The organism is Telluria sp. BA11 (assembly GCF_056680305.1).
In genome coordinates this window covers 5,195,154-5,216,367 of the sequence record NZ_CM155275.1, presented here as the reverse complement: position 1 = coordinate 5,216,367, position 21,214 = coordinate 5,195,154, and the positions used below count along the sequence as shown (strand labels likewise).

Annotated in this window: 25 protein-coding genes; 4 read left to right on the top strand and 21 right to left on the bottom strand. The window is 56.5% G+C overall.

Translation table 11 applies throughout. The features are described from left to right. Positions 1 to 4 precede the first annotated feature (4 nt). The 4 genes from AC1MGT_RS23060 (at position 5) to AC1MGT_RS23045 (ending at position 4,477) form a co-directional block, all read left to right on the top strand. Positions 5 to 3,103 carry an efflux RND transporter permease subunit gene (locus AC1MGT_RS23060; protein WP_499502313.1) on the top strand — a complete coding sequence of 1,033 codons (3,099 nt, stop codon included), beginning with the start codon at positions 5 to 7 and terminating at the stop codon, positions 3,101 to 3,103. A 59-nt stretch (positions 3,104 to 3,162) separates the two neighbouring features. Beyond that, the gene (locus AC1MGT_RS23055; protein ID WP_499502312.1) at positions 3,163 to 3,537 is read left to right on the top strand and encodes a hypothetical protein; all 375 of its coding nucleotides are present in this window, start codon (positions 3,163 to 3,165) and stop codon (positions 3,535 to 3,537) included. 80 nt (positions 3,538 to 3,617) lie between these two features. Beyond that, a complete protein-coding gene (locus tag AC1MGT_RS23050) occupies positions 3,618 to 3,968 on the top strand; it encodes a DUF3147 family protein (RefSeq protein ID WP_499504355.1) in 351 nt (116 codons plus the stop codon). 131 nt (positions 3,969 to 4,099) lie between these two features. Beyond that, the gene (locus AC1MGT_RS23045; protein WP_499502311.1) at positions 4,100 to 4,477 is read left to right on the top strand and encodes a hypothetical protein; all 378 of its coding nucleotides are present in this window, start codon (positions 4,100 to 4,102) and stop codon (positions 4,475 to 4,477) included. A 270-nt stretch (positions 4,478 to 4,747) separates the two neighbouring features. Here AC1MGT_RS23045 and AC1MGT_RS23040 read toward each other — a convergent pair whose 3' ends face one another. The 21 genes from AC1MGT_RS23040 to AC1MGT_RS22940 all read right to left on the bottom strand — a co-directional run bounded on the left by AC1MGT_RS23040 (position 4,748) and on the right by AC1MGT_RS22940 (position 21,197). Then, positions 4,748 to 4,975: a hypothetical protein gene (locus AC1MGT_RS23040; RefSeq protein ID WP_499502310.1), complete on the bottom strand. Its 228-nt coding sequence runs from the start codon at positions 4,973 to 4,975 to the stop codon at positions 4,748 to 4,750. 663 nt (positions 4,976 to 5,638) lie between these two features. Next, positions 5,639 to 5,827 (bottom strand): hypothetical protein, encoded by a 189-nt coding sequence (locus tag AC1MGT_RS23035; protein ID WP_499502309.1) that lies wholly within the window; start codon positions 5,825 to 5,827, stop codon positions 5,639 to 5,641. A 796-nt stretch (positions 5,828 to 6,623) separates the two neighbouring features. Beyond that, positions 6,624 to 6,770, bottom strand: a complete 147-nt coding sequence (locus AC1MGT_RS23030) for a hypothetical protein (RefSeq protein ID WP_499502307.1) — start codon at positions 6,768 to 6,770, stop codon at positions 6,624 to 6,626. A gap of 13 nt (positions 6,771 to 6,783) precedes the next feature. Continuing rightward, positions 6,784 to 7,086 carry a hypothetical protein gene (locus AC1MGT_RS23025; protein ID WP_499502306.1) on the bottom strand — a complete coding sequence of 101 codons (303 nt, stop codon included), beginning with the start codon at positions 7,084 to 7,086 and terminating at the stop codon, positions 6,784 to 6,786. Between the two features lie 19 nt (positions 7,087 to 7,105). Then, the gene (locus tag AC1MGT_RS23020; protein WP_499502304.1) at positions 7,106 to 7,483 is read right to left on the bottom strand and encodes a hypothetical protein; all 378 of its coding nucleotides are present in this window, start codon (positions 7,481 to 7,483) and stop codon (positions 7,106 to 7,108) included. A 7-nt stretch (positions 7,484 to 7,490) separates the two neighbouring features. After that, positions 7,491 to 7,850: a hypothetical protein gene (locus tag AC1MGT_RS23015; RefSeq protein ID WP_499502302.1), complete on the bottom strand. Its 360-nt coding sequence runs from the start codon at positions 7,848 to 7,850 to the stop codon at positions 7,491 to 7,493. A gap of 653 nt (positions 7,851 to 8,503) precedes the next feature. Then, positions 8,504 to 8,788, bottom strand: a complete 285-nt coding sequence (locus tag AC1MGT_RS23010) for a hypothetical protein (RefSeq protein ID WP_499502301.1) — start codon at positions 8,786 to 8,788, stop codon at positions 8,504 to 8,506. Positions 8,789 to 9,058: 270 nt separating this feature from the next. After that, positions 9,059 to 9,238 carry a hypothetical protein gene (locus AC1MGT_RS23005; protein ID WP_499502299.1) on the bottom strand — a complete coding sequence of 60 codons (180 nt, stop codon included), beginning with the start codon at positions 9,236 to 9,238 and terminating at the stop codon, positions 9,059 to 9,061. 16 nt (positions 9,239 to 9,254) lie between these two features. Further along, complete coding sequence (locus AC1MGT_RS23000) at positions 9,255 to 9,692, bottom strand: hypothetical protein (protein WP_499502297.1); 438 nt, start codon at positions 9,690 to 9,692, stop codon at positions 9,255 to 9,257. Positions 9,693 to 9,700: 8 nt separating this feature from the next. Then, positions 9,701 to 10,489, bottom strand: coding sequence for a hypothetical protein (locus AC1MGT_RS22995; RefSeq protein WP_499502295.1), 789 nt, complete (start codon positions 10,487 to 10,489; stop codon positions 9,701 to 9,703). A gap of 579 nt (positions 10,490 to 11,068) precedes the next feature. Beyond that, positions 11,069 to 11,242 (bottom strand): hypothetical protein, encoded by a 174-nt coding sequence (locus tag AC1MGT_RS22990; protein ID WP_499502294.1) that lies wholly within the window; start codon positions 11,240 to 11,242, stop codon positions 11,069 to 11,071. Between the two features lie 427 nt (positions 11,243 to 11,669). Continuing rightward, positions 11,670 to 12,038 (bottom strand): hypothetical protein, encoded by a 369-nt coding sequence (locus AC1MGT_RS22985; protein ID WP_499502292.1) that lies wholly within the window; start codon positions 12,036 to 12,038, stop codon positions 11,670 to 11,672. A 468-nt stretch (positions 12,039 to 12,506) separates the two neighbouring features. After that, complete coding sequence (locus tag AC1MGT_RS22980) at positions 12,507 to 12,806, bottom strand: hypothetical protein (protein WP_499502290.1); 300 nt, start codon at positions 12,804 to 12,806, stop codon at positions 12,507 to 12,509. A gap of 155 nt (positions 12,807 to 12,961) precedes the next feature. Then, a complete protein-coding gene (locus AC1MGT_RS22975) occupies positions 12,962 to 13,633 on the bottom strand; it encodes a hypothetical protein (protein WP_499502288.1) in 672 nt (223 codons plus the stop codon). 380 nt (positions 13,634 to 14,013) lie between these two features. Beyond that, entirely contained in the window at positions 14,014 to 14,844 is an 831-nt protein-coding gene (locus AC1MGT_RS22970) for a hypothetical protein (RefSeq protein WP_499502286.1), read from the bottom strand. Positions 14,845 to 15,153: 309 nt separating this feature from the next. After that, a complete protein-coding gene (locus AC1MGT_RS22965; RefSeq protein WP_499504354.1) occupies positions 15,154 to 16,011 on the bottom strand; it encodes a tyrosine-type recombinase/integrase in 858 nt (285 codons plus the stop codon). Between the two features lie 284 nt (positions 16,012 to 16,295). Continuing rightward, positions 16,296 to 16,649: a chaperone modulator CbpM gene (locus AC1MGT_RS22960; RefSeq protein WP_499502284.1), complete on the bottom strand. Its 354-nt coding sequence runs from the start codon at positions 16,647 to 16,649 to the stop codon at positions 16,296 to 16,298. Between the two features lie 12 nt (positions 16,650 to 16,661). Then, positions 16,662 to 17,591, bottom strand: a complete 930-nt coding sequence (locus AC1MGT_RS22955; protein WP_499502282.1) for a DnaJ C-terminal domain-containing protein — start codon at positions 17,589 to 17,591, stop codon at positions 16,662 to 16,664. Positions 17,592 to 17,663: 72 nt separating this feature from the next. Further along, on the bottom strand, positions 17,664 to 18,344 hold the full coding sequence (locus tag AC1MGT_RS22950; protein WP_499502280.1) for a response regulator: 681 nt from the start codon (positions 18,342 to 18,344) through the stop codon (positions 17,664 to 17,666). Positions 18,345 to 18,366: 22 nt separating this feature from the next. Then, a complete protein-coding gene (locus tag AC1MGT_RS22945; RefSeq protein WP_499502278.1) occupies positions 18,367 to 20,307 on the bottom strand; it encodes a type IV pili methyl-accepting chemotaxis transducer N-terminal domain-containing protein in 1,941 nt (646 codons plus the stop codon). A gap of 143 nt (positions 20,308 to 20,450) precedes the next feature. After that, complete coding sequence (locus tag AC1MGT_RS22940) at positions 20,451 to 21,197, bottom strand: peptidylprolyl isomerase (protein ID WP_499502276.1); 747 nt, start codon at positions 21,195 to 21,197, stop codon at positions 20,451 to 20,453. Between the last annotated feature and the right edge of the window lie 17 nt (positions 21,198 to 21,214).

Below are 21,214 nucleotides of genomic sequence, written 5' to 3'. Positions count from 1 at the left end.
ACACATGTTTAATTCTATAGTTCGCTTCAGCCTACACAACCGCCTGTTCGTCCTGGCGGCAGCGCTGATGCTGATGGTCTACGGCGCGATGACGGCATGGCGTACGCCGGTGGATGTCTTCCCCGACCTGAACAAGCCGGTCGTCACCGTGCTGACCGAAGCCGGCGGCATGGCGCCGGAAGAAGTCGAGCAGCTGGTCTCGTTTCCGATTGAGACTTCGCTCAACGGCATGCCCGGCGTCACGCGGGTGCGTTCTGTCTCGGGTGTCGGCCTGTCCATCGTATATGCCGAGTTCGATTGGGGCACCGATATCTACCGCAACCGGCAGCTAGTATCCGAGCGAATCACTCTGGTCAAGGAACAACTCCCCGGCAATATAGCGCCTATTATGGGACCGGTGTCTTCGATCATGGGCGAGATCATGCTGATAGCGTTGCCGATCGACGTCGCCAAAACTGATCCGATGAAGGCGCGCGAGTATGCTGACTTCGTGTTACGGCCGCGCCTTTTGTCGATCCCAGGGGTTTCTCAGGTGATCCCAATTGGCGGCGAAGTACGTCAGTTGAGGGTCGAGCCGGACACCGCACGTATGGCGCAATTTGGGGTATCGCTCGAGCAGGTCATCACTGCACTACGCGGCTTCGCGGCCAACACTAGCGGCGGGTTCGTCGACCTGAACAACCGAGAATACTTGATTCGCAACCTCGGCCGCACCAACCGCTTGGAAGATCTTAGTGGCTTGGCGATTGCCTATCGCAACGGGACGCCGGTCCTGCTCGAGCAGATTGCCAGTGTGCGTTACGCGCCGGCATTCAAGCGCGGTGATGCGGGCCTGAACGGCAAGCCCGCGGTCATCGTCAGCGTCCAGAAGCAGCCGGCAGGCGACACGGTCCGCCTGACCCGCGACATCGAGACGGCTCTGGCGGAACTCAAGCAGGGACTCCCTGCCGGAATTTCGCAGCCGGTGGTCCTGTTCAGGCAAGCCAACTTCATCGAATCCTCGATTGGCAACGTTGTCGAGGCTCTTCGGGACGGCGCCATTCTGGTTGCCATCGTGCTGTTCGCTTTTTTGCTCAGCGTTCGCACCACGCTGATCTCGTTGATCGCCATACCACTCTCACTGGCGGTAACGGCGCTGGCCTTTCACTTGCTCGGCCAGTCGATCAACGTCATGACACTGGGCGGCCTGGCGATCGCGATCGGCGAGCTGGTCGACGATGCCGTGGTTGACGTCGAGAACATCGTACGCAGGCTCAAGCAGCGCAAGGAAGACGGTCAGTCTGTGCTGGAGGTGATCTGGCATGCATCGGTCGAGGTACGCTCTGGCATCGTCTATGCCACCGTGATCGTGGTGCTCGTATTCGTGCCGCTGTTTGCCCTGCCCGGCATCGAGGGGCGGTTGTTCGCGCCGCTGGGAATTGCTTACATCACGTCGATCCTGGCCTCGATGCTGGTCTCCATGACGGTGACACCCGCCCTGGCGTACTACCTGTTGCCGCGCATGAAGTCGCTGCATCGTGGTGACAGCCCGATCGTGCGCCGCATGAAGCAATGGGATACCGTTGCGCTTAACTGGACCTTCACGCGCATTCGCCTGATGTTGGCAATTGCCCTCGTCGCTGTCGTGGCCGCCGCCGCATCCGTGCCTTTCTTCCCGCGTGCATTCCTGCCGGCGTTTAACGAAGGCTCGCTGGTGATGGGCATGACGTTCACGCCGGGTACATCGCTCGCGGAAGCGAACCGCATGGGTTCACTGGCCGAGACGTTGATCGCCCAGGTACCGGAAGTGACAAGGGTTGGCCGTCGCACTGGCCGCGCCGAGCTGGACGAGCACGCCGAGGGCGTTCACTCGTCCGAGATCGACGTCGACCTGAAATCATCCGAGCGGTCGCGCGAAGAAATCATGGCCAGCATTCGCAACCAGCTCTCTGTCATTCCAGCATCGGTAGCAATCGGACAGCCCATCTCTCACCGCTTGGATCACCTGTTGTCTGGCGTGCGCGCGCAGATCGCCCTGAAGATCTACGGCGACGACATCGACACGCTACGTGGCCTGGCCGATGGCCTGCAGGGCCGCTTGCGTGCTGTGCCTGGCCTGGTCGACCTCTCGGTCGAGCGCCAGGTCCTGATCCCGCAGATCAAGGTGCGCATTGACTACCGCAAGGCCGCGCAGTATGGCCTGGCCGCGGGTGACGTACTCCAGGGGCTGCAGTCGCTGGCGGAAGGCACGCGCGTTACGCAAGTGGTCGACGGTGCGCGCCGCTTCGACCTGGTTGTTCGGCTGGCTGATGTCGATCGCTCGCCGCAGGATCTTGCGCGGGTAATGCTCACCACCCCAGCAGGACAGATCCCGCTGTCAAGCGTTGCAACTGTGGAAGAAGGTGATGGGCCCAACCAGATCGGCCGTGAAAACGGGCGTCGCCGCATCGTTGTCTACGCGAATACGGACGGCTCGAACATGTCGAGGATCATCGAGGACGTACGCAAGACGGTGTCCGCCACCCAGCTCCCGGGCGGCTATTTTGTCAGCATCGAGGGCCAGTTCCAGGCCCAAGAACAGGCGCAGCAGCTCATCGCCGGCCTGTCTCTGGCTTCGCTCATATTGGTCTTCCTGGTGCTCTATTCGCGCTATCGATCCTCGACGCTGGCATTCGTCATTATGGGCAATATTCCGTTCGCCTTGGTCGGCAGCGTCGTCGCCATGTGGATTGCTGGCGTTTCGCTGTCGGTCGCCTCGATGGTTGGTTTCATTACCCTGGCCGGGATTGCGACTCGGAACGGCATTCTCAAGGTGAGCCACTACATCAACCTCTGCAAGTTCGAGGGCGAGACTTTCGGGTGGCCAATGATCGTGCGTGGTTCGATCGAACGTTTGACGCCTGTCCTAATGACAGCGCTCGTCGCTGCCTTTGCATTGACGCCGCTGCTGCTTGCCGCCGATGCCCCGGGCAAAGAAATCCTGCATCCGGTTGCGGTCGTGATCTTCGGGGGGCTGATTAGTTCCACCTTGCTCGATTCGCTACTGACCCCTCTCATTTTCTGGAAAGTAGGCCGACGGCCGTTGGAGCGGCTGCTGTCTGAAAAAAGCGGCGACACCTATTGATAATTCGGGCCAAGTGGCGGCGCCCATTCCTAGCCGCCACAATTTTCTGGAACATGAAAATGAACAAGATCTTAGTAGTAGTAGCCCTGGCAGCCAGTTTGTCCCTGTCGGGTAACGTCCTCGCACACGGGGCCAAGCCCAAGCATGGTGGCATCGTGCAAAGCGCGGGCGACCTGGCTTTCGAGCTCGTCACTAAGGATGGCGGCGCCACGATCTATGTCGACGACCATGGCAAAGACCTGCCAACCACAGGCGCAACCGGTACCCTGACTGTGTTGAAGGGCACGGAAAAGACGGAAGTGCCGCTCGAAGCTGGCGCAAACAACACGCTAGTCGTGAAGGGCGACGCTAAACTTGTACCAGGCAGCAAGGCAGTGGCAGCCATCACGTTTGCAGACAAGAAGGCTGTCAGCGTCCGCTTCTCCATCAAGTAACTACCACATGGTGGCCGTTTCCACGGCCACCAATACCCAACCTCAAGGAAGTCCCTTAAGAACCATACTGAGGATTAATGATGAAGTGGCTCATCACGAAATACCTGATCACCGCGGCAGTTGTCGTACTGGTCTCCGAGACCGCAAAGCGGAGCGACCGCTTCGGCGGGTTCGTCGCAGCGCTTCCGATGATCACACTGCTCACCCTTGTGTGGCTGCATATCGAAAACCAGCCCGACGCCAAGCTCGCGAATCATGCTTGGTACACGTTCTGGTACGTTGTGCCAACTCTTCCGATGTTCCTGGCCTTTCCATGGCTGCTGCATCGATTTGGTTTCTGGTGGACACTGGGGGCGTCTGCATTGATAACGATAATCTGTTTTGGTGCCTTTGCACTTCTACTAAAACGCTTTGGAGTCAATCTTCTTTAGGACCGACTACCGAACTGCAGTACAAGATAGTTTGCAGTTCTTAAAGCCGTAGCGTAGCCGCCGAGACAGGATAGGATCTGAACTGACCGCTTCGTTTCCAGATCGTCCGGTCTCAATTCTTCGCTCTGCTGGTGCCGGCATCTCTGTGGTCTGGTCACAGCAAAACACTGTTACTTTTTGGTAGCCAAGCATGGGCTGTTGCGATGTTTTGTGTGCTCTACGGGCTCAGCAACGGCATCCTGACGATCGTGCGAGGTACCATCCCGCAGGCGATGTTTGGCCGCAAAAATTACGGTGCCATTTCAGGCGCAATGGCCGGCCCGTCGATGCTAGCGAAAGCCGCCGGACCGCTGATTGCAGCAGCGATTTTGCAAAACTACTTCGTCCCTACGCCGCTGCTGTACGTTCTGTTGTCGATATCGATTATTTCGCTCGCCTTTTACATCGGCATGGTTAGAACTAGTGAGTCAGACTTGTCGTTCCCAAAAGACGTCCATCGACAAAGCTGATACTCTTTTGACACGCCACGGAAGGGCAAGTGGCACCGCGTCGCCATGTTTAGGTAAATTTATTTTGTTGCGCGCTCAGTGAGTATCATTAGGTACATTGTTATGCGGGAGGCGCAGATCGATGTACCTAAAAACTTGCCTTTCAATTTGAACCGTCTAGAAATCAACGACTTAGCATTACAGTCAGTCAGTAGTTTTAGGTAAGAGCACTTAGCTTTATGGTGTTCGGTCTGCTTCCCGCAGCGGCCACAGTAACGTTTGAAGGCCATATTATTCATTGCGTTTGATCTTGCCAGCAGCGATCAAATCACGGGCCCCGTTTAGCGCTGCCGTCTTGGCCTGTTTAGCCGTCGAACCCTCTGCCGTGAACGATGACCCCGAGAAAGCGCCACCATTGCGGTAGCCGACACTTACCTCGACACTAAACAGCTCTGTGCCTAGCTTTCGCGCCGGCCGGATCGTCGCATCAAAAGCGTCGTCAAAAACGTGTGTATGCATTTTTTGTCCTATGGATCTAAGGCAAGTCGTATTTGCTGTGAGCCAGCATGTTCGCAAGCATGCCTATGGAGGCGGCTCGATAGGTATTTTTGTTCGGCCATGTGTTCACCAACATTTGGTCCGTTCCCGGGATTTCTTGTTCGAATATGAAATTTACGTTGACCGAGAGCTTAGTGCCTGTAATCGACATGTCCAAGCGCGAAGGCATTTGGAGAAAAGTCTGCGATGGCCGAATATAGAAAATTGCTTGAATGGCGAAATACGATGCCGTGTCCAGCTGACTGTTTGGCCGTGCTCCTGGAATGACCGCTGACGCGGTTCTATTGCTCCGTTCAAAGTCGAGTGGTTGAAAATCAATTTTATTATTGTTCTTTTGGTTCAGGCGTTTGCCAAATAGCTGAAGATATCTTCGATAAGTTGCTCTGCCCTTCCCCGAGTGGACGCATCTAACGGACTCTCGCCACACTCATCTTGGTCAAGCATTACAGCCAGCGCAATGCCCTTTCCGATAGTGTCAGCAGTCGCGTCGTGAAAGCGGGCCAGGACAGCTTCTGCACCGGCGGCGGCGTCGACGTGCCGTGTGCGAAGTAATTGCGCATCTGACTGCGCGGGATATGCACGAAGTAGCCGGGTAACGTATCTATTTTTAATCACAACGTCTTCCTAGGTAATAGCGGCTGCTTCAGACGCCAGCTTGTTCAGCTTGGACATGACCGCTTCATGCTTAACATCCAGCGTGACTGAAGCTGCAAAACCTGGTTGACAGGAAGGTAGCCAAACATCGAAAAGGCTCTTGTCGATGAGCGCCCGTGTGACGGTGACCTCAACGCCATCTACGAAGAAAATCTTCATTGCAGGGTGGCCGGCACCGCTGATGTTCTCGACGTGTGCTACGCCAAGCAGGCCACCTATGCTGATAATTGGAACAGAATAGTCGCAATTGCGCTCATGTTGTTTTCCGTTAGTCGCAGTTGCGGATCGCGTCCTTAATTTCGCTCCGCACCGTTAAGCATCACATATGCATGAGGAATATTACCTCCCTTCTCTAGCTCCCCAACTAGCGCGGCTTTGGCGGATTGCAGATCCCGAAGGGCACGCTCCAAATCTAGTTTTATATCCATATTTTTCCGATCATTTGTCGTCGTTACGTTGTGCTTTCAAAACAGCACGACAGATCCGCAGCTGCCGGTTCAACTTTGACAGTGTCGAGAAGCATTCCGGTGTTTGAATCCAGCGCGGATGCATGCGCGCAGCTCGCTTTCTCCAAGGCGCCCGACGAAGTCCTTGTGCTCCGGAGTGATTGGCTGGCCGAGGTTTCCGTAGAACGGACCAGGTAGGGGACGCTTGCTCATCTGTTTTCGGTAATCTCTAGAGTTTTGGTTAGCGGCTGAACGGCCGTTCCCTAGGCTTTCGACCTATTATTTCCAGTGAACTTGAAGCGACTTAATCCCGCTGGCGGGTACGATGAGGTCGCCTAGTTCGGATGCGCGGGCCCAGAGCTGCTTGGCTTCGTCGGCAGGAATCGCATTCAGGTCGAACTGGCAGAGCAGTTGGCGCGAACGCCAAGTGTTCTTCTCAGCTTCTAGGCCTCGACGCAGTCCGTCCAGGCTGTCGACCAAAACTGCCTGCGTAGGACTAAACAGCACAGTTACACCGTGTTGATAGCCCAGCGAGCAAGATTGGAAAAATCATCGTCGCCAGATTGATAGTCCAGCTCAACCACCCTACTTTTCTGCCGTTCAATCAGTGAAATGGCGGATGCTCTATCTTGAGCTAAAATTGGCTCAGACTGCATGTTTGATTTCCGGTCAGTTAGCAAGATCAATAAAGGGAGTGTCCAACGTGCGCTTACCACTGGACTTCTTGCGCCTCAACAGATCCATGTCGTTAGCCCCGGCGAACACCGATTCTTCGTTTTCGAAGACCTGTCGACTCTCACGCTCATCGTCAAACTGTGAGTCGATTTCGTAAAGGTAAGCACGCAATCCGTCGAACTGCTCGAGGACTCGGTCAAGCTTCGCGTGCACCTTCACCAGCCGCGCATTTAAGTACCATCCATGCGCGAACCACACGACGGCGCCGGTGATGATCACTGTAGTTTCAATGCTCATGTGTTTTCCTCGGACGCAGTCAAGGCTTGTCGTCACTATGGATGACGCCATTGATGCATCGATCTTCCCATCGAGCCTCAACAAAATAGGAGCCGTCACCATCGATACCCTGCTTCGACGAGCTGTATATAAACTTACGAAAGCCGGTGTACCCACCGAAGCTGTTCTTTGCATTAACATCCCCGCAAACCGCTACTTGGTTTGGAGCTACAAATACTTCGCGAAACTTAGCCGAATCAGGATCGGTGAGGGAATAGGCGATCCTTTTCTTTGCGGCGTCAACCATTTGCGTATCACGCCGCTCCTGTAGTCTCTTTTCTTTCGCGGCTTCTTTCGGGCCGGCAAAAGCAACTCCGGAAACCACTGCGAGCATCGCGATAGTGCTTATTTTAATCATGGTTTTCCTAGCCCAACGTCGGTTTTCCGGTGACGTAGACGGTCATCTCGTTACCGGAAGTAGTAGCGTAGTTAGTTACCCGATATTGGTGTTTGCCGAATTTGATTGGTTGTCCTTCGTAAAACGTGGGATCGTCCATCTCTACAGTACCCAAGCCGCTTTCTGCTTTATTCGCAGGATAGTCTTCCTGCCGATGAATATATTTGACTTTCATTTCGACCTTAAAGAGTAGTTTTTGACCAAAGTGATTTCCTTGGCTGTTATGCAGACTGGGCTGCGCCAAAGAAAGACGTGATCCATTCTTCGGACACAGGCAGCACATCACTTCAAACAACGTCCGTGCTATTTTCCTGACATTCGTGCGCATTTGTCAGCCGTTTTTACGATGCCGTTACCGTCCCTCAGCATCATTTCGGTGCAGAGTTCGAACGCGTAATCTGCGTTCGTCTTTACTGTCTTCTTCTCAGGCTCATCATCCGCGCAACGCGAAAGAAGCAGCACAAAGGCTCCAGCTGCGCCAACGACAAGAAAGATCCGGGGTAGCGCTCCCGGCAGCTCTCTGCGCGAATTATAGATTAGTCTTGATTGCACGTGTTTTCCGTGATTCGTAGAGTTTTGGTTTAGCCGCTATCAAAAGTGCCGATCGCCAAAATCTTTACCGCAGCGGGAGCATCGTTGTTGAACACCACTAAATTCATAAATGGTGACAGTCGGACCGTGGTGGATCGGAATATAACCGGTGAGCCACCAGATAAATTTTGCAAACATGCTTTCCGCCTTTTTTCAACCCTTGGCAATCGGAACTTGGTCCACAAGCATGCAGTCCAGCTTTGCTCGCGCACGCGCATCCTTCGCTTCGTCCGCTTGCAAGTCCTCAATGACGTACATGAGCGCAGCGGTAAAAGCCATTCCGATCCATTCAATGGAAAGAACCAGTACCTCCAGGCCGGGTACTTCGACCTGGCCCAAGTTGGAGCTATAGAAAATTCGTCTCGCTTTACCGGTGCGATACTAATTTGATCAGGCGCGCCCGTATGCAGCACCACAGCGGGCACCCCATAGGTCGAACGCGCTTGCGCCAGATAGCAGATGAGGATTTTGATCGAGCATACAGCGCCGCACCCATGCTGTGAAACCCTCCTTTCCAAAAGTCTCATTCTCGTCCGCCAAGCAATCCATCTGATCGATCGCTGCGAACAGCAAGACGATGGTGGCCTGTTTGTGACCTTGTTGCCGCAGACATGCAATCGCCTTGGATTGGCGGGTGGCATATTCCATGACCGGGTGCAGATTTTTCGGTTCCATGTTTTCCACTCTACCAATGGTGGACTGTGTGGACCAGAAGAATGGAAGCGATGACCCATAGGATATTGCGTATCCCGTCTAGCCGGTCATAGCACTGCTTTTGCATCTTCCAGCTATCGACCAAGCGTTCATCTAGCCCTGCACCGTTGGTCCTTGGACTGCCCAGAAGAGCATCCTGGATCGCTTGCGTGTTCCCTTGGATGCCTTCGAGTTTTTCTGAAAAATCCCTGGCATACCCTACTTGTGTATCTTGATGCATACTTTTCCTTGTCAGCTCAGCTGCGTTACCAGGGCACGTGCAGAGACGTCCATGCGCTTACCGGCACTGGCGCCCGTCGTGCGCTCGACTTGCCACATCGCCGGCCCACGATACGGCGTTGTCGGTGCCATGGCCCGAACCTCGTTGCCTGACTTAGTAAAAAAATAGGTTTTGCCTGCTTCAATGGTCATATCGGTTTTCCTTGGGCTAGATGCCCCATTTCTCACGCAGGTACACGGACTCTTTCTCTATGCGCTTGCGCTCGTCCAGGGCAGATTGTTCAGGCTCGATCGCCTCGCCAGCAGCGCGAGCAGCAGCTACCGTTGCGTCAAAGTTTTCCAGCTTGCGCACCAGGTGCAGCAGCTTGCGCACGTCGGGCAGGAGTTCGTTCAGCATGTCGTTTTCCTTTACCGTTGCGACCTGGCCCTTACTGTCCACGATCTCAATGTCTTTGTCATCGCCACGCAGCCTGGCCGCGAAGCCGGCACGCCAGTCCAGGCGACGCCCGAAATTGTCAAACCAACTGCTTGCCTCATCCTTCGAGCGGAGCCTACGGTCGAACACCGTCTTTGCGCCATAGCGGACAAACCAACAGCACCGTTCCTGCTGCGGTACTTCTTCAAAGGTGAAGCTGTCGACGCTCATCTGTTTTCCTATGAAGCGATACCGATCGGGGCCGAGGCGCTCCAAGCTGGATCTTCCAGTGCCTTTATCCCCGCGTGGTCCATGAAATGAAGGAAGCTTGGGCGCGGCCGCGGCACGCCTTGGAACATGCTGCATGGAACGCAGCGAACGCCGCCACGTTCGCGGTCCCGCATGGCAATCAAGGGCATGAAGGCGACACACGTCGGCGCAGCAGCGTGCTCTGTCGCTGAAAAGAAAGGCATAGCCACGACCATCTCAGGGTGCACAGCGCTGAGGACGCCCTCAAATCCATATGTAACTCTGTCCCGCTTCTCCGGCGTCGGATACAGTCCCTTAACTTGTATCGGGCGGAGTATGACGCTACCTGGCGCCTGCTTTGATACGACGAAGTCGAAGCCAACGTCGCGCTTCGGGAAGTACACAGCCCAGCCGGCGTCGCCGAACAGGCCTGCTACGTAGAGCTCTGCGAAGTAGTCTCTCGTTTTCGGCGGCTGCCCTCGAAATCGGGAAACAAGAAGCGGAAGTGCTGTCTGGTTCCAGTATCGCAGAGACACATGACGGCTCGACACGCCGTCGTCGGGATACCGATCGACCGCAACTACGTCACTTCCCTCCAGGGCGGTACCCGTCAGGGTCTCGATAGCACTCGCGATGATCTGGCGAACTGCATTTGCCGAATTTGGCATCGCTACCTCCGCGAGATAAGTCGAGAGCTCATCCCATAGGTGCGGATCGCCGCGCAATTCCCAAGTATCGGGCCGTGGCGAGAATAGGTCGATGAACAATAACTGCTCCATGTTTTTCCTCGTTCGCCGGCACCGTGCCGGCTCTCAATGCATAAGGCCCGTCATGCGCGCCGTGGTTGCTACTGGTCGGGATTTCCGCTTTCTCATCGTCGGCCAAATGTAGCGCTCATATCTCCGTCGTTGAATATGCGTAACCACCGGCTTTTTCTACTGATCGCCTCTTCTCCGCAGTCTTGTGTGCGGCCTTGGTATTTCATTTGCCCAGCATTCCATAGCCTGCTGTTCCTATCGAGGCAGGCGATGGACTCGTCCGTAAGCTTCGTCATCCACGCCAAGTCCGTCCCCACTGGGTCTACTTTGCCGTCAGAATGAAACTGGCAAACGGCTGTCGAACGAATCCCATCCGGCCCACCTGCGACCGTGATCCAGGTGCTCGTACCTATGCGCTCACTTGATACGAGTTTCAGGGTGGCGCCAACCTTCTCTTGATAAAAGTCCAAACAGCGGGTCTCAGGTCGGTTCGCTAAGATAGTCCAGGCCAGCAAGGCGATAGCTATCGCTGCTGCCACTCCGCCTGCTATCAATTTCGCATAAGGTGTCATTTTTTTCGGTGATTCGTGGAGTTTCGGTTTAGTTGATGAACGGCGTATTCTGGTCTTTGATGAGCGCGAGAATTCGTGCCACAGCTTTCTTGTGCGCTTGATCCAAGATTTGATCTAGGCCCGGCTGTGCGTCAATCTGGTCAACAATGTCGTCGCCAAAAACCTGCGCCAGATCCATCGTCTCGAAATTCGCTGCAGCCATCTTGACAGCTATACGGTACGCCTCGCGCTTCCCAATTTTCGCCTCTTATTTTCCTTGGCCAGCTAGCTACTGGAGGCCCATACCACATTACAAAGACACCGTCGCCATCAGGGCATGCCCACGACTGGATCCTGCTTGATTTGCTCAATCAGGGCGCTGGCTTCTCCGTTCCCCCACGCTTCGGGATCGGTGTACAGGAAATCTAACTCAGCATGGGCCGGCCGGTACCCTACTCCGCAGTTTCTTGCGACTACTGCAAACCCTCGTTTTTTCTAAGGATTACCAAGCGGCTACTCGCCAAACCAGGCGTATGTTGCGCGGGAAATCTGGCGATTTCTCGTCGGTGAAGTCGTCGAAGTGTTCAATTAAGAAGTCAACGATTTCTTTATCATCAAGCGTTGTGAAGTCGTTCATTTTTTCAAGGTTGTTACAAGGCGGTGTACTCGTGCAACGCGAGGCCCAGCGGCCCACGCGTAGCTTCGATCAGACTGCGCATCGTTGCGGCCACTATCCTTCCATCCAGGTCTTTGAGCACCGCAATGCTCGCCGATGGACGCGTCTTGCGACTAGGCCAGCTGCGCGACTCGAAATATTCGAATTTGAACCCGTTGATTTCGCCAACCTTCGCGACAATCGCCTTGAGTGTTTCCTTGATGCCTTCGTATTGAGAATCCTCAATGTGGAATTCGACGTAGAGTTCTCGGCTTTCTGCGTTGTCGCGGAATTCGTAATGTACTTTCGCCGGCCAACCGTCTACGGTGATTAGAGTGTAAAGAGGGTTCGATTGGGGTCGCACTGACACCCCCTAGGACACTCATTTTTGAAGGCGGTGACGGCGGCGTGCATCTCTGGCGACATACGGTTCCTCTTTCACTATATTGGCTACTGGCAAGCGTCGGGTGACAGTCATCTCTGGATTTCTTTGTACGCCGACATCGTGTCAGCTTTCAATAGACCCTGCCCGTCATGCGGGCCGTGGATGCTGCTGTGCACCGTTTCCGTTCTCTCTACCATAAGGTTCTGATGGCGCCGAACAGTACCCTCGGCACGATGCCGACGCCATTTGTCCTTGGACTGCCTAACAGCGCATCCTGAATTGCTTGCGTGTTCCCTTGCAGGCTGTGAAGCTTTCCGGAAAAATCTCTTGCGTACCCAAGTTCTGTGTCCTGATGCATATCTTCCTCGCTGATCAGGAATCACGCCCGACCTCTTTCAATGCCACAGCCGCGTCAAGCGCGGCGTGAGTACTGCTGGGGCTTTTCCATTACTGAATGCGGCGAAGGGTGTACATCGGATTGGTCACTGTGTTTCGGTCCACGATCGTGAACGCGATCGCGGAACCCTTCATCATCCCATCCTTGTAGGTCACCTTGACCACGTTCCCTTTCGTGGCGTAGTCGACTTGTTCGATCACACCCATCGCCTCTGTTTCCCCAGGGCGGAACGTGATCGTCATCGGTACTAAACCGTCGACCATCCATGTTCCTTCGAGTGCCCCAGGCGAACGGTTGCATCCCACAAGGGTGACCACCATTAGCAGCGCGGCGATAGTATGGTTTCTCATCTGTTTCCTCATTCGCCGGCACTGAGCCGACTCTCAATGCACCAGGCCCGTCATCCGAGCCGCAGATGCTGCTGTGCGTGTTTCCGCTAGTTTAGTCGTAGCACGGAGGGGTTTGTTCTCTGCAAAAGCGCTGGTCACTTTCGGCGAGGACGCCGCTACCGTACAAGGTTCTGTTCGACTGCCATTACTTCTCCGTGGCGGTCATTCCAAATTGAGCAGAAGTGTCTGGCTTCGGGTACTACAATGTCCAAGTGATCTTGCGTCCATGCATTTGTTCTCCATACGAACCGCCACTCGTTCTGGACTTTAAAAGAATGGTGTTTTAAGAAATGGGGGTGGAGTCCTGCTAAATCCTCTAAAAAGCGTCCAACTTTAGCTGCATTGACTGGCTCTTCAAGAGCACAAGGCGGTATGGCTCCTGATCTCAGAATTAGGGGAGCACCTTGGTAACTGCACGGCCCATCTATACCATCCAGAAAGCCAGGCACGTGTGCTGCAACTGCGTTGGCGAAACCAATCGGATCGTAAATCACAATCGCGGAGTCAACTCCAAAACTTCTCATTAAGTCTCTAGAAGGAATAAGGCTAGCGCAGAGTACATACGAGGCTTTGCCGGCTGTGATCTCGCCGAATAAAGTGTGGCCCACACCCTCCTGACTTTCGTGAATTACCCTAACCACTCCTTCACCCTTATCAAGCCGCTGCTCATCGGCGTGTTGCCCAAATTTTCTGAAAGAGCTGAGTCGTAGTGCACCAGTGTCAAAAAATTTCTCAACAAATGCTTTTTCTAAATATCGATAGACTTGTGGACTACGAGATTGCCACATTCGCTAACCTTTCGGAATTAGACCTGATAATAAATGGAAGGCCGGTAAAGTTGTTTGCGAGGATTTTGATCTTCAGCCAATTTATTAGTCTAGCACCGCTGAGTTCGCTCCCATCAAACGCCGAAAGCTCGTAGCGCAAGGTGGGGCGCCGGTGCGCAGGTGGCGCTTACCAGTGTTCGACAGTAGCTCCAGTCTTCGTCATATTTCATCCTTGTTGGTCACCGGCCAGTTATCGGGCGCATACAAAGCGCGCGTTTTCGATGCGGCTGCATCTATACCGCTCAACTACCAAGTCCAAGTCCATAGAGCTGCTAATTTCGTGCGCGAGCCGATATAGCCGCTCGGGAGATGCGAAGGGCTGACTATCTCTTAGCATTCGGCTACTTGCGTCGGCGGGCCGAATATTGCGTTTCCTGGGTCACGCATATGTCCATCATAACGGCGTAGTCATTGATCGCGAATGCCGGGTTAGGACGTCCCTCCGGCGTAATCAGGTCGTCAGCAAGGTAGCGCTGGCCCATTCCATCCTTAAAATCGCCCCTGCAAATTACCGACATGGCGCGCCCGTTCCCGACTGGCCGCGCCTTCTTGATCGCCGCATTCACGGTAAGCGCGGTTGCGTTGAAAGCCCGGATCGGATTGTTGTCGGCATTGATGTCGTGGATCTCGACAATGACCTTTTTGGTATAGGGTTCCACCGTTCCTGGGGCGTCAACGCCTTTCAGTTGCACGGTGCGCCGCGCTCTCAGCACGCGCGGACGCTCGCCCAGGAGTTCTTCCTTCACCAAGTCCGGCGACGCAGGGAGTGCACGCGGCTCCGAATCGAGCGCGCGTCCTTCGTTGTCGAGCTTGGCACCAGCCGCCTTAAGGACAGTCACTTCCTGCCATGCGCGATTGAAAATGGCGTAGAGCTCGACCTGGTAGCTCCCTTGTGCAGGGGGGTAAGCCGATTTATTGTTGCGCTTGAGGTGGGCGACGAATCTCCGGTCCGGCGAAAGTCGTACTTCATTGTCGCTGAGCACAAAGGCGTCGCCAACAGGTTTGCCGTCGAACTTGATGGTCGTGGCCCATAGCTTAGTACCGGGCGGCAGGGTCGCCGAGCTACCGCGAATGGTCATGCCGGTGTTGGTGCGCTCTACTTTGTCGATTTCAATTGCGGGCGTCGCGACCGCGGTGGCGGCCTGCAGCAGCAATAAGCACATGAGCATCATGCGGACTGGTAACATGGTGTACCTTTCAGGTCGATTTTTTTTTTCGCAGTCAGTCGGCGTTTTTATAATTCCGGACTAGCCTCGCACAAATGACTCTGCAGTTGATTCGGTCCGTCCTGTACTCCTACCGATTTTTTTCCTAAGTAGGTTCTGGCCAGAGTAGGCGCTTGGCAATACTAAGCGAATTTCAATTGTGCAATTTTATAACCGCATACATGTCTGGTCCATAAAAAGTTGACGAAATTTCACTCGGTGATCGCAACCATATGGCTGCTGGTTTCGATACTGGCCTTGTGATGCAGAACTGCCTCAAAGGAAGTTGGTGAACTCCTCTTCTAGGCGCTTTTGCGACAACTGAAGATACGGACAAACCTGGTCCAGTTCGGCGTGTCCCAGTAGAAGCTGGACGGTTTCCACATCTGACCCCTCTTGAATAAACCTAGACGCCGTCGTGTGCCTACCGCTGTGCAAGGACCTGCCTCGTACGCCGGCGTCTTTGTACAGCTTTGTGACGTGCGATTGCAAGCTAAAGCACGCCAGATAATCGACTGGCTCGCTGGCCCTGCTGACCCTGCGCTTCGTGTTGAGATGAAACTTGTAACCCTTGTGCGTCAGGATCAGCTCGCTTGCCGGCTCAAGGCCTCGGTACCGGCTCGGAGCGCTGGTCGTTCGCATGCGCCGCACGACCTGGTAGCTCAGATATTGATTGATTGCGTCAATGGCCTTTGTGTGACTCAGGTAAATGCAGCGTTGCCGGCATCCTTTGGTGATCGCGGCGCACAGACTAATTTCTTCATAGCGCGTATTCGAAGGGAATAGCACGTCCTGCACTTCAATCTGTACGATTTCGGTCACGCGCATGCCGGCCGTTAGGCCCAGCAAAAGGACAAGTGTGTCTCGCTCGGGATGCCTGCTGGAGGCCGTTGTTACGCGAAGCAGGTGACGGATTTGCCCCGGCTGGAGCGATGTGGCTTGTGCCATGCGAACCTCTGAACAAGATGGATTGAAGACGGATTCAGAGGGAGAACCGTTCAGGCTCTTTTTTAAGGATACCATGGCCTGTTCTCCGCGGTCCTCGGAAAAGCGGCTGGTGATAGCTAGTGATGTCTTGGAAACACTTTCTACCGCCGCAGCGCCGGAAATTGTGGCTATGCCCCGACCGCTCATGCGCTGCAACAGGATTTCATTGAACAGGCTCGACTAAGCGGATGGCTTCACGCAACAGCGCAGCTGGAAATTGACGGATTTCAGGCGACAGGTGTTGCGTTCGGCACCGGCGCATGCGCAACGCTCAAGGGTAGTTTGCAAACGCAACACGAATTAATGGAATATTCGATATCCAAGAATATGAATGCATGCGACACCGCCCCAAAACTACCAAGAATGCGCTGTTTGGTTTCTTGCTTAAGTGCTTGCAGGCTGATTCACATCTGCGCCATTCAGCTATGGAGTCAGTCTTTCCCAACCAAGCTCCCGGCCACCGGCAAAACAAACCCATGACCCAATTGCGCCATGTGTAACGCCTGTTCAAGTGATTCGATACGGCGCAGCAGCGTCAGTGCCAGCGCAAGACCGTTGCGGTCCAGTTCAAAGTCATCGCGCAGCCGGCGCGCCTGTCTCGCAGTCAGCACGTGCGCCAGATGGAAGCCGGTCGCCGGATCCGCTGCATCGGCTGGCGCCATCACGCCATCCTCGACCAGATTCCTGATGTCATCGGGCGACAAACCAGATACTTCAACCAGATGATCAATCGAACACACCGCCGTATCGTTAAGCCAGACCGCATGAGTCACTTGCATGGACATGAGTAAATCTCCTTAGCCGAAGTTGGCACGGGCCTGAAACTTGGACGTTTCTGCCAGTTGCTGGTACAGCGTACGCTCGGCATCGCTGACTTGCGATGGAACCTTGATGACGATGACCGCGTAAAGCGCACCGGCAGCACCATCGGGCCCGCGCAAGCCACGCTTGGCCAGGCGCAGTTGCTGGCCCGCTGTGGATCCCGCCTTCACGGTCAGCTCGACGTGGCCATCCAGTGTCGGAATCCGAACCGCTGCGCCAAGCACGGCCTCCCACGGAGCAAGCGGCAGATCCATGTACAGATCGCGCCCGCTGAGGCGATACAACGGGTGCGGCGTCAGTGCCAGCGCAACGTACAGGTCGCCGGGCTGACCACCATGGTGGCCGGGACCACCCTTGCCTGCCAGGCGCAGCCGCTGACCGTTGGCCGCGCCGGCTGGGATCGTGATGCGAAACGTGCGGCTGACCAGATGTTGCACGCCGCGTGCATCGGACTCGGGCAGATTCGCACGCACTTCAATCTCGCCGCCGCCGTGGATCTGCTCGAGCGTGACGGGTGCAGAAATATCCACGTCCTGGCCCCGGAGGGACGCTGGCCGACGTGCTTGACCACCCCTTCCGCCACGTCCGAACGCGGCGAACAGATCGGCAAGGTCGGCGTCGTCGAAGCCGGCCCCAGTCGTGCTGAAGTTGTTCTGCCATCCGGGCGGCGGCGCAACGTCGGCGCCTTCCGGCGCCTTGCCAAGCTCATCGTAAGCAAGGCGCTTTTCAGGATCTTTCAAGACCGCATAAGCCTCGCCGATTGCCTGGAATTTCTCTTTGGCCGATGCATCCTTCGAGACATCAGGGTGAAATTTGCGTGCCAGCTTGCGATACGCCTGCTTGATCTCGTCAGCATTGGCGGTGCGCGGAACGCCCATGGTCTGGTAGTAGTCTTTATATTTCACAGAGATCCCGGGAAAGTAACTGCAATGTCAGCTGTTGCGAATTTATGCCGTTCAAGCACCCTGCTCCGCCCGCTATCGGGCACTGCTGCTCAGGATGCCGTGTTCGACGGCGAAGACGGCCGCCTGCACCCTGCTGGTCAGTTTTAGCTTCTTGAGAACATTCTGGACATGGATCTTGACCGTGCTTTCGGCCAGGTCGAGCGTGCGGGCAATCGCCTTGTTGCTTTCTCCGCGGGCGAGGCAGCCGATGATCTCGCGTTCGCGCGGGGTCAGTTTGTCAAGCTCCGAGGCCACGGGCAACGCGCCACCGTGCAACTGGGCGACCAGCTTGGCTGTCATGGCTTCGGCGACGACGGTTTCACCTGCGGCGGCGCGGCGGATCGCGCGGGTCAGGAAATCGGTATCGATATTCTTGAGCAGATACCCGGCCGCGCCGGCAATCAAGGCGGCCGACAGGTCGAGTGCATCTTCGGACACGGTCAGCATCACGACGGCGCTGTCCGGGCAATCCTGGAGCAGCAGGTGGAGCGTCTCGAGTCCGGACATGCCGGGCATGTGCAGGTCGAGCAGAATGACCTGCGGTTGCAGCTGCAGCGCGCGCTTGATGCCGTCGACACCGTCGGCGGCTTCGCCGACCACCGTGAATTCCGGATGACGCTGCAGCAGCGAGCGTATGCCGCTACGGAATAACGTGTGATCGTCGATCAGCAGCACGCTGATTGTTCCGGCGCCCGGGGCGGTAGGTTGTTCCATGTTTTTTCTTGTTCCGTGATGGCTAGGCAGCGCGCCGCTGCGCGCTTGCCAGACTGAGCTGCACCTGCGTTCCGTTGCCCGGCGCCGATGTGATGTCCAGCGTCGCATGCATCCGGCGGGCGCGCTCGCCCATGATGTGGATACCGATATGGCCGTCGTCCTCGGCGCCGACCAGCGCCGGATCGAACCCGGCGCCGTCGTCATCGATGCTGAGCGAGAAGTCGTGCCGGTCATGCAGGCGGACCTGCACGTGCCGGGCGCCCGCATGCTTGCGGATATTCGACAGCGCCTCCTGCACGATGAAGAGCATCTGCAACTGCTGTTCGCGCGGGAAAGGCGCCCCGTCGGTATCGGCCTGCAACGCGATCTCGATGCCCGTCTGCCGGCGAAACTTTGCCACGGTGACTTCGAGCGACTGCACAAAATTCCCTTCTTGCAGCCGGGTCCGATAGTTCTGCAGCAGCTCGCGCACGTCCTGATAGCTCTCTTCGACGCCTGCGCGCAGCGCCGGCACGATCGTGGCAACGTCCTCGTAGTGATTCTGCGCGAGCGACTGTTCCAGCATCTGCACCTGCAAATTCAAAAAGTTCAGGCTTTGCGCGATGCTGTCGTGCAGCCCCTGTGCCACCAGATTGCGCTCTTCGGAAATGGCCATCTCGCGCTCACGTTCGGCCAGGCGCTGGTTTTCAATGGCCGTGCCCAGCAGCTGCCCCAGCGTTTCGAGCAGGGCCAGCTGGCGCGGATTGAAGGTGGTCGCTTCCCGAAAATGCAGGTTGAAGAAGCCCAGATGCTGGCTCTGCGCAAAAATATGAAACACTGACACGGTCGCAAAGCCCTGGCGATGACATGCAAGGCGCACCGATTCGGGCATGCGGCGCATATCGTGCACGACCGAGATTTTCTTCAGGGCCGCGTCGCCGCACAGGCAATCGCCCACTTTCAGGCAGTGATCGGCTTCCATCAGTTCGTCTGAAATACCCTGATGACACATCATGTGCAGGATGCCGCGCGTCGGATCGAGCACGCGCACCGAGCCGCCATCGGCGTTGAAGAACGTGCGGATCCGGGTGAGGAATCCGGCGCACAGCGCTTCTGCCGATTGGGGATGCTGAAGGAACGACGCGCTCTCGAACAGCAGCGACAGCTCCAGATTCCGGCTTTCCAAAGCGACGGTCTTGGTCTCGACCAGCTGCTCCAGATTGCCATACAGCCCATGCAGGCGATCGGCCATCAGATTGAAATCTTGTGCCAGTCGGCCGAATTCGTCGTTGCTGTCGACCGGCAGCCGCACGCTGAAATCCTGCTTGCGCATGCGCTCGATGCCCCCTTGCAGGCGCTCGACCGGAGCAATGATCATGTTGAACAGCAGATAAATCACGGCAATCGTGCCGATCAGTGCCAGTGCAAGCAAGGCCAATTGCGACGCGCGCAGCCAGAACGCCCGGGCCTCGCTGTCGCGCTCGATCAGGCGCACCAGCGTGTCGGCCCGACTGACGAACTGGGCGATGCCAGCTTCCAGATCATCCTGCCCCGTCTGCGACGCGGTCAAGCGGTCCAGGTGCGCCAGAATCTGCGGGCGCAGCGCGTTGTGCCACTGCGTGTTGACGTGGCCAAAGCCGGCCTGGATCTCGGCCCCGGGTGGCAGCAACAACGGCCGCTGCGGATCACCCCTGCGAATCAGCGAAAGGGTCTCGTCCATCTGCCCGACTTGTGCAAGCACCCTCGCCCGGTGCACCGGCCTGTCGCCAGGCGCCGGCGCAGCCGCCAGCAGCATCCCGAGCCGGTAGCTGTTCATGCGCAGGCTGCCGGTGACGTTGATGGCCCCGGCGCTGCCTTCGAGCTGCCAGGTCAGCAGCAAGGTCGAGCCGATGACCGTCAAGCCCAGGCACAAAAAACTCACGAGCATGACGACAATGCGCGTGGACAGCTTCTGCCACGTCGAGATGACGAGCGGGGTCAGCACGGCGCAACTGCGCGCGGGCCTGAAGGTGCAAGACCTGGAACAGCATGACGCATGGCGGCTCCGTCGGTAGAAGAACAAGTGGATGTCTCACCGAGTATATACCCAGTATCTGAACGCATGGAAACTTCAGTCACTCCCGGTGGCTACTGCACCAGCGGGCTGTCCGCCCCTTCCAGTTCCACGCCCTCGATGCCCGCACGGCCCACGAGGATATGCAGGTACTGGTGCAGTGCGCGTTGCCACGATTGCCGCCGCAGTTCGTCGGCAAGCTGTTCGTGCACCGCGTCGAACGGTACCTGCTTCCCCTCCACGCGGCGTTCAGCCTGCACGATGTGCAATCCGAAGCGCGTTTCCAGCAGGCGGCCTGACAGCTCACCCGGCTGGAGCCGAAACAGTAACTCCTCGAATTCCGGAACGCACTGGCCCCGTCCCAGCTGGCCCAGGCTGCCGCCAACGGCGCCGGACGGGCAGTTCGAGTATTCACCGGCCAGCGCTGCAAAGCGCTCGGGGCGTAACCGTAACTCGTCGAGGATCAGTTCGGCAGTCTGGCGCACCAGGTCCAGCGGCGCCGACGCCGTTACCTGGAACAGGATATGGCGCGCCTCGACCATGGCGCCGCTGGAAAAGCGCGCGGCCTGGCTCTGGTAATAGCGCAGGCAGGCCTGTGCATCGGGTTCCGGCACCCGCACTTCGCGCACGAACAGCGCCTCGATGCGGTCGTCCTCTTCTAACTGGTCCAATCCGAGGCGCGCCGCTTCCTGCAGCAGGACTTCGCGCAGCACCAGTTCGTGCACCGCCTGTTTGAGCGGGTTGGCTGCGCCCTGATGGTGCGCCAGTTCGCGCGCGATGGTGGCGTCGCTCAGTTCGACGCCGTTGACAGCAATACCCATGATGTTCTCCTTGACGA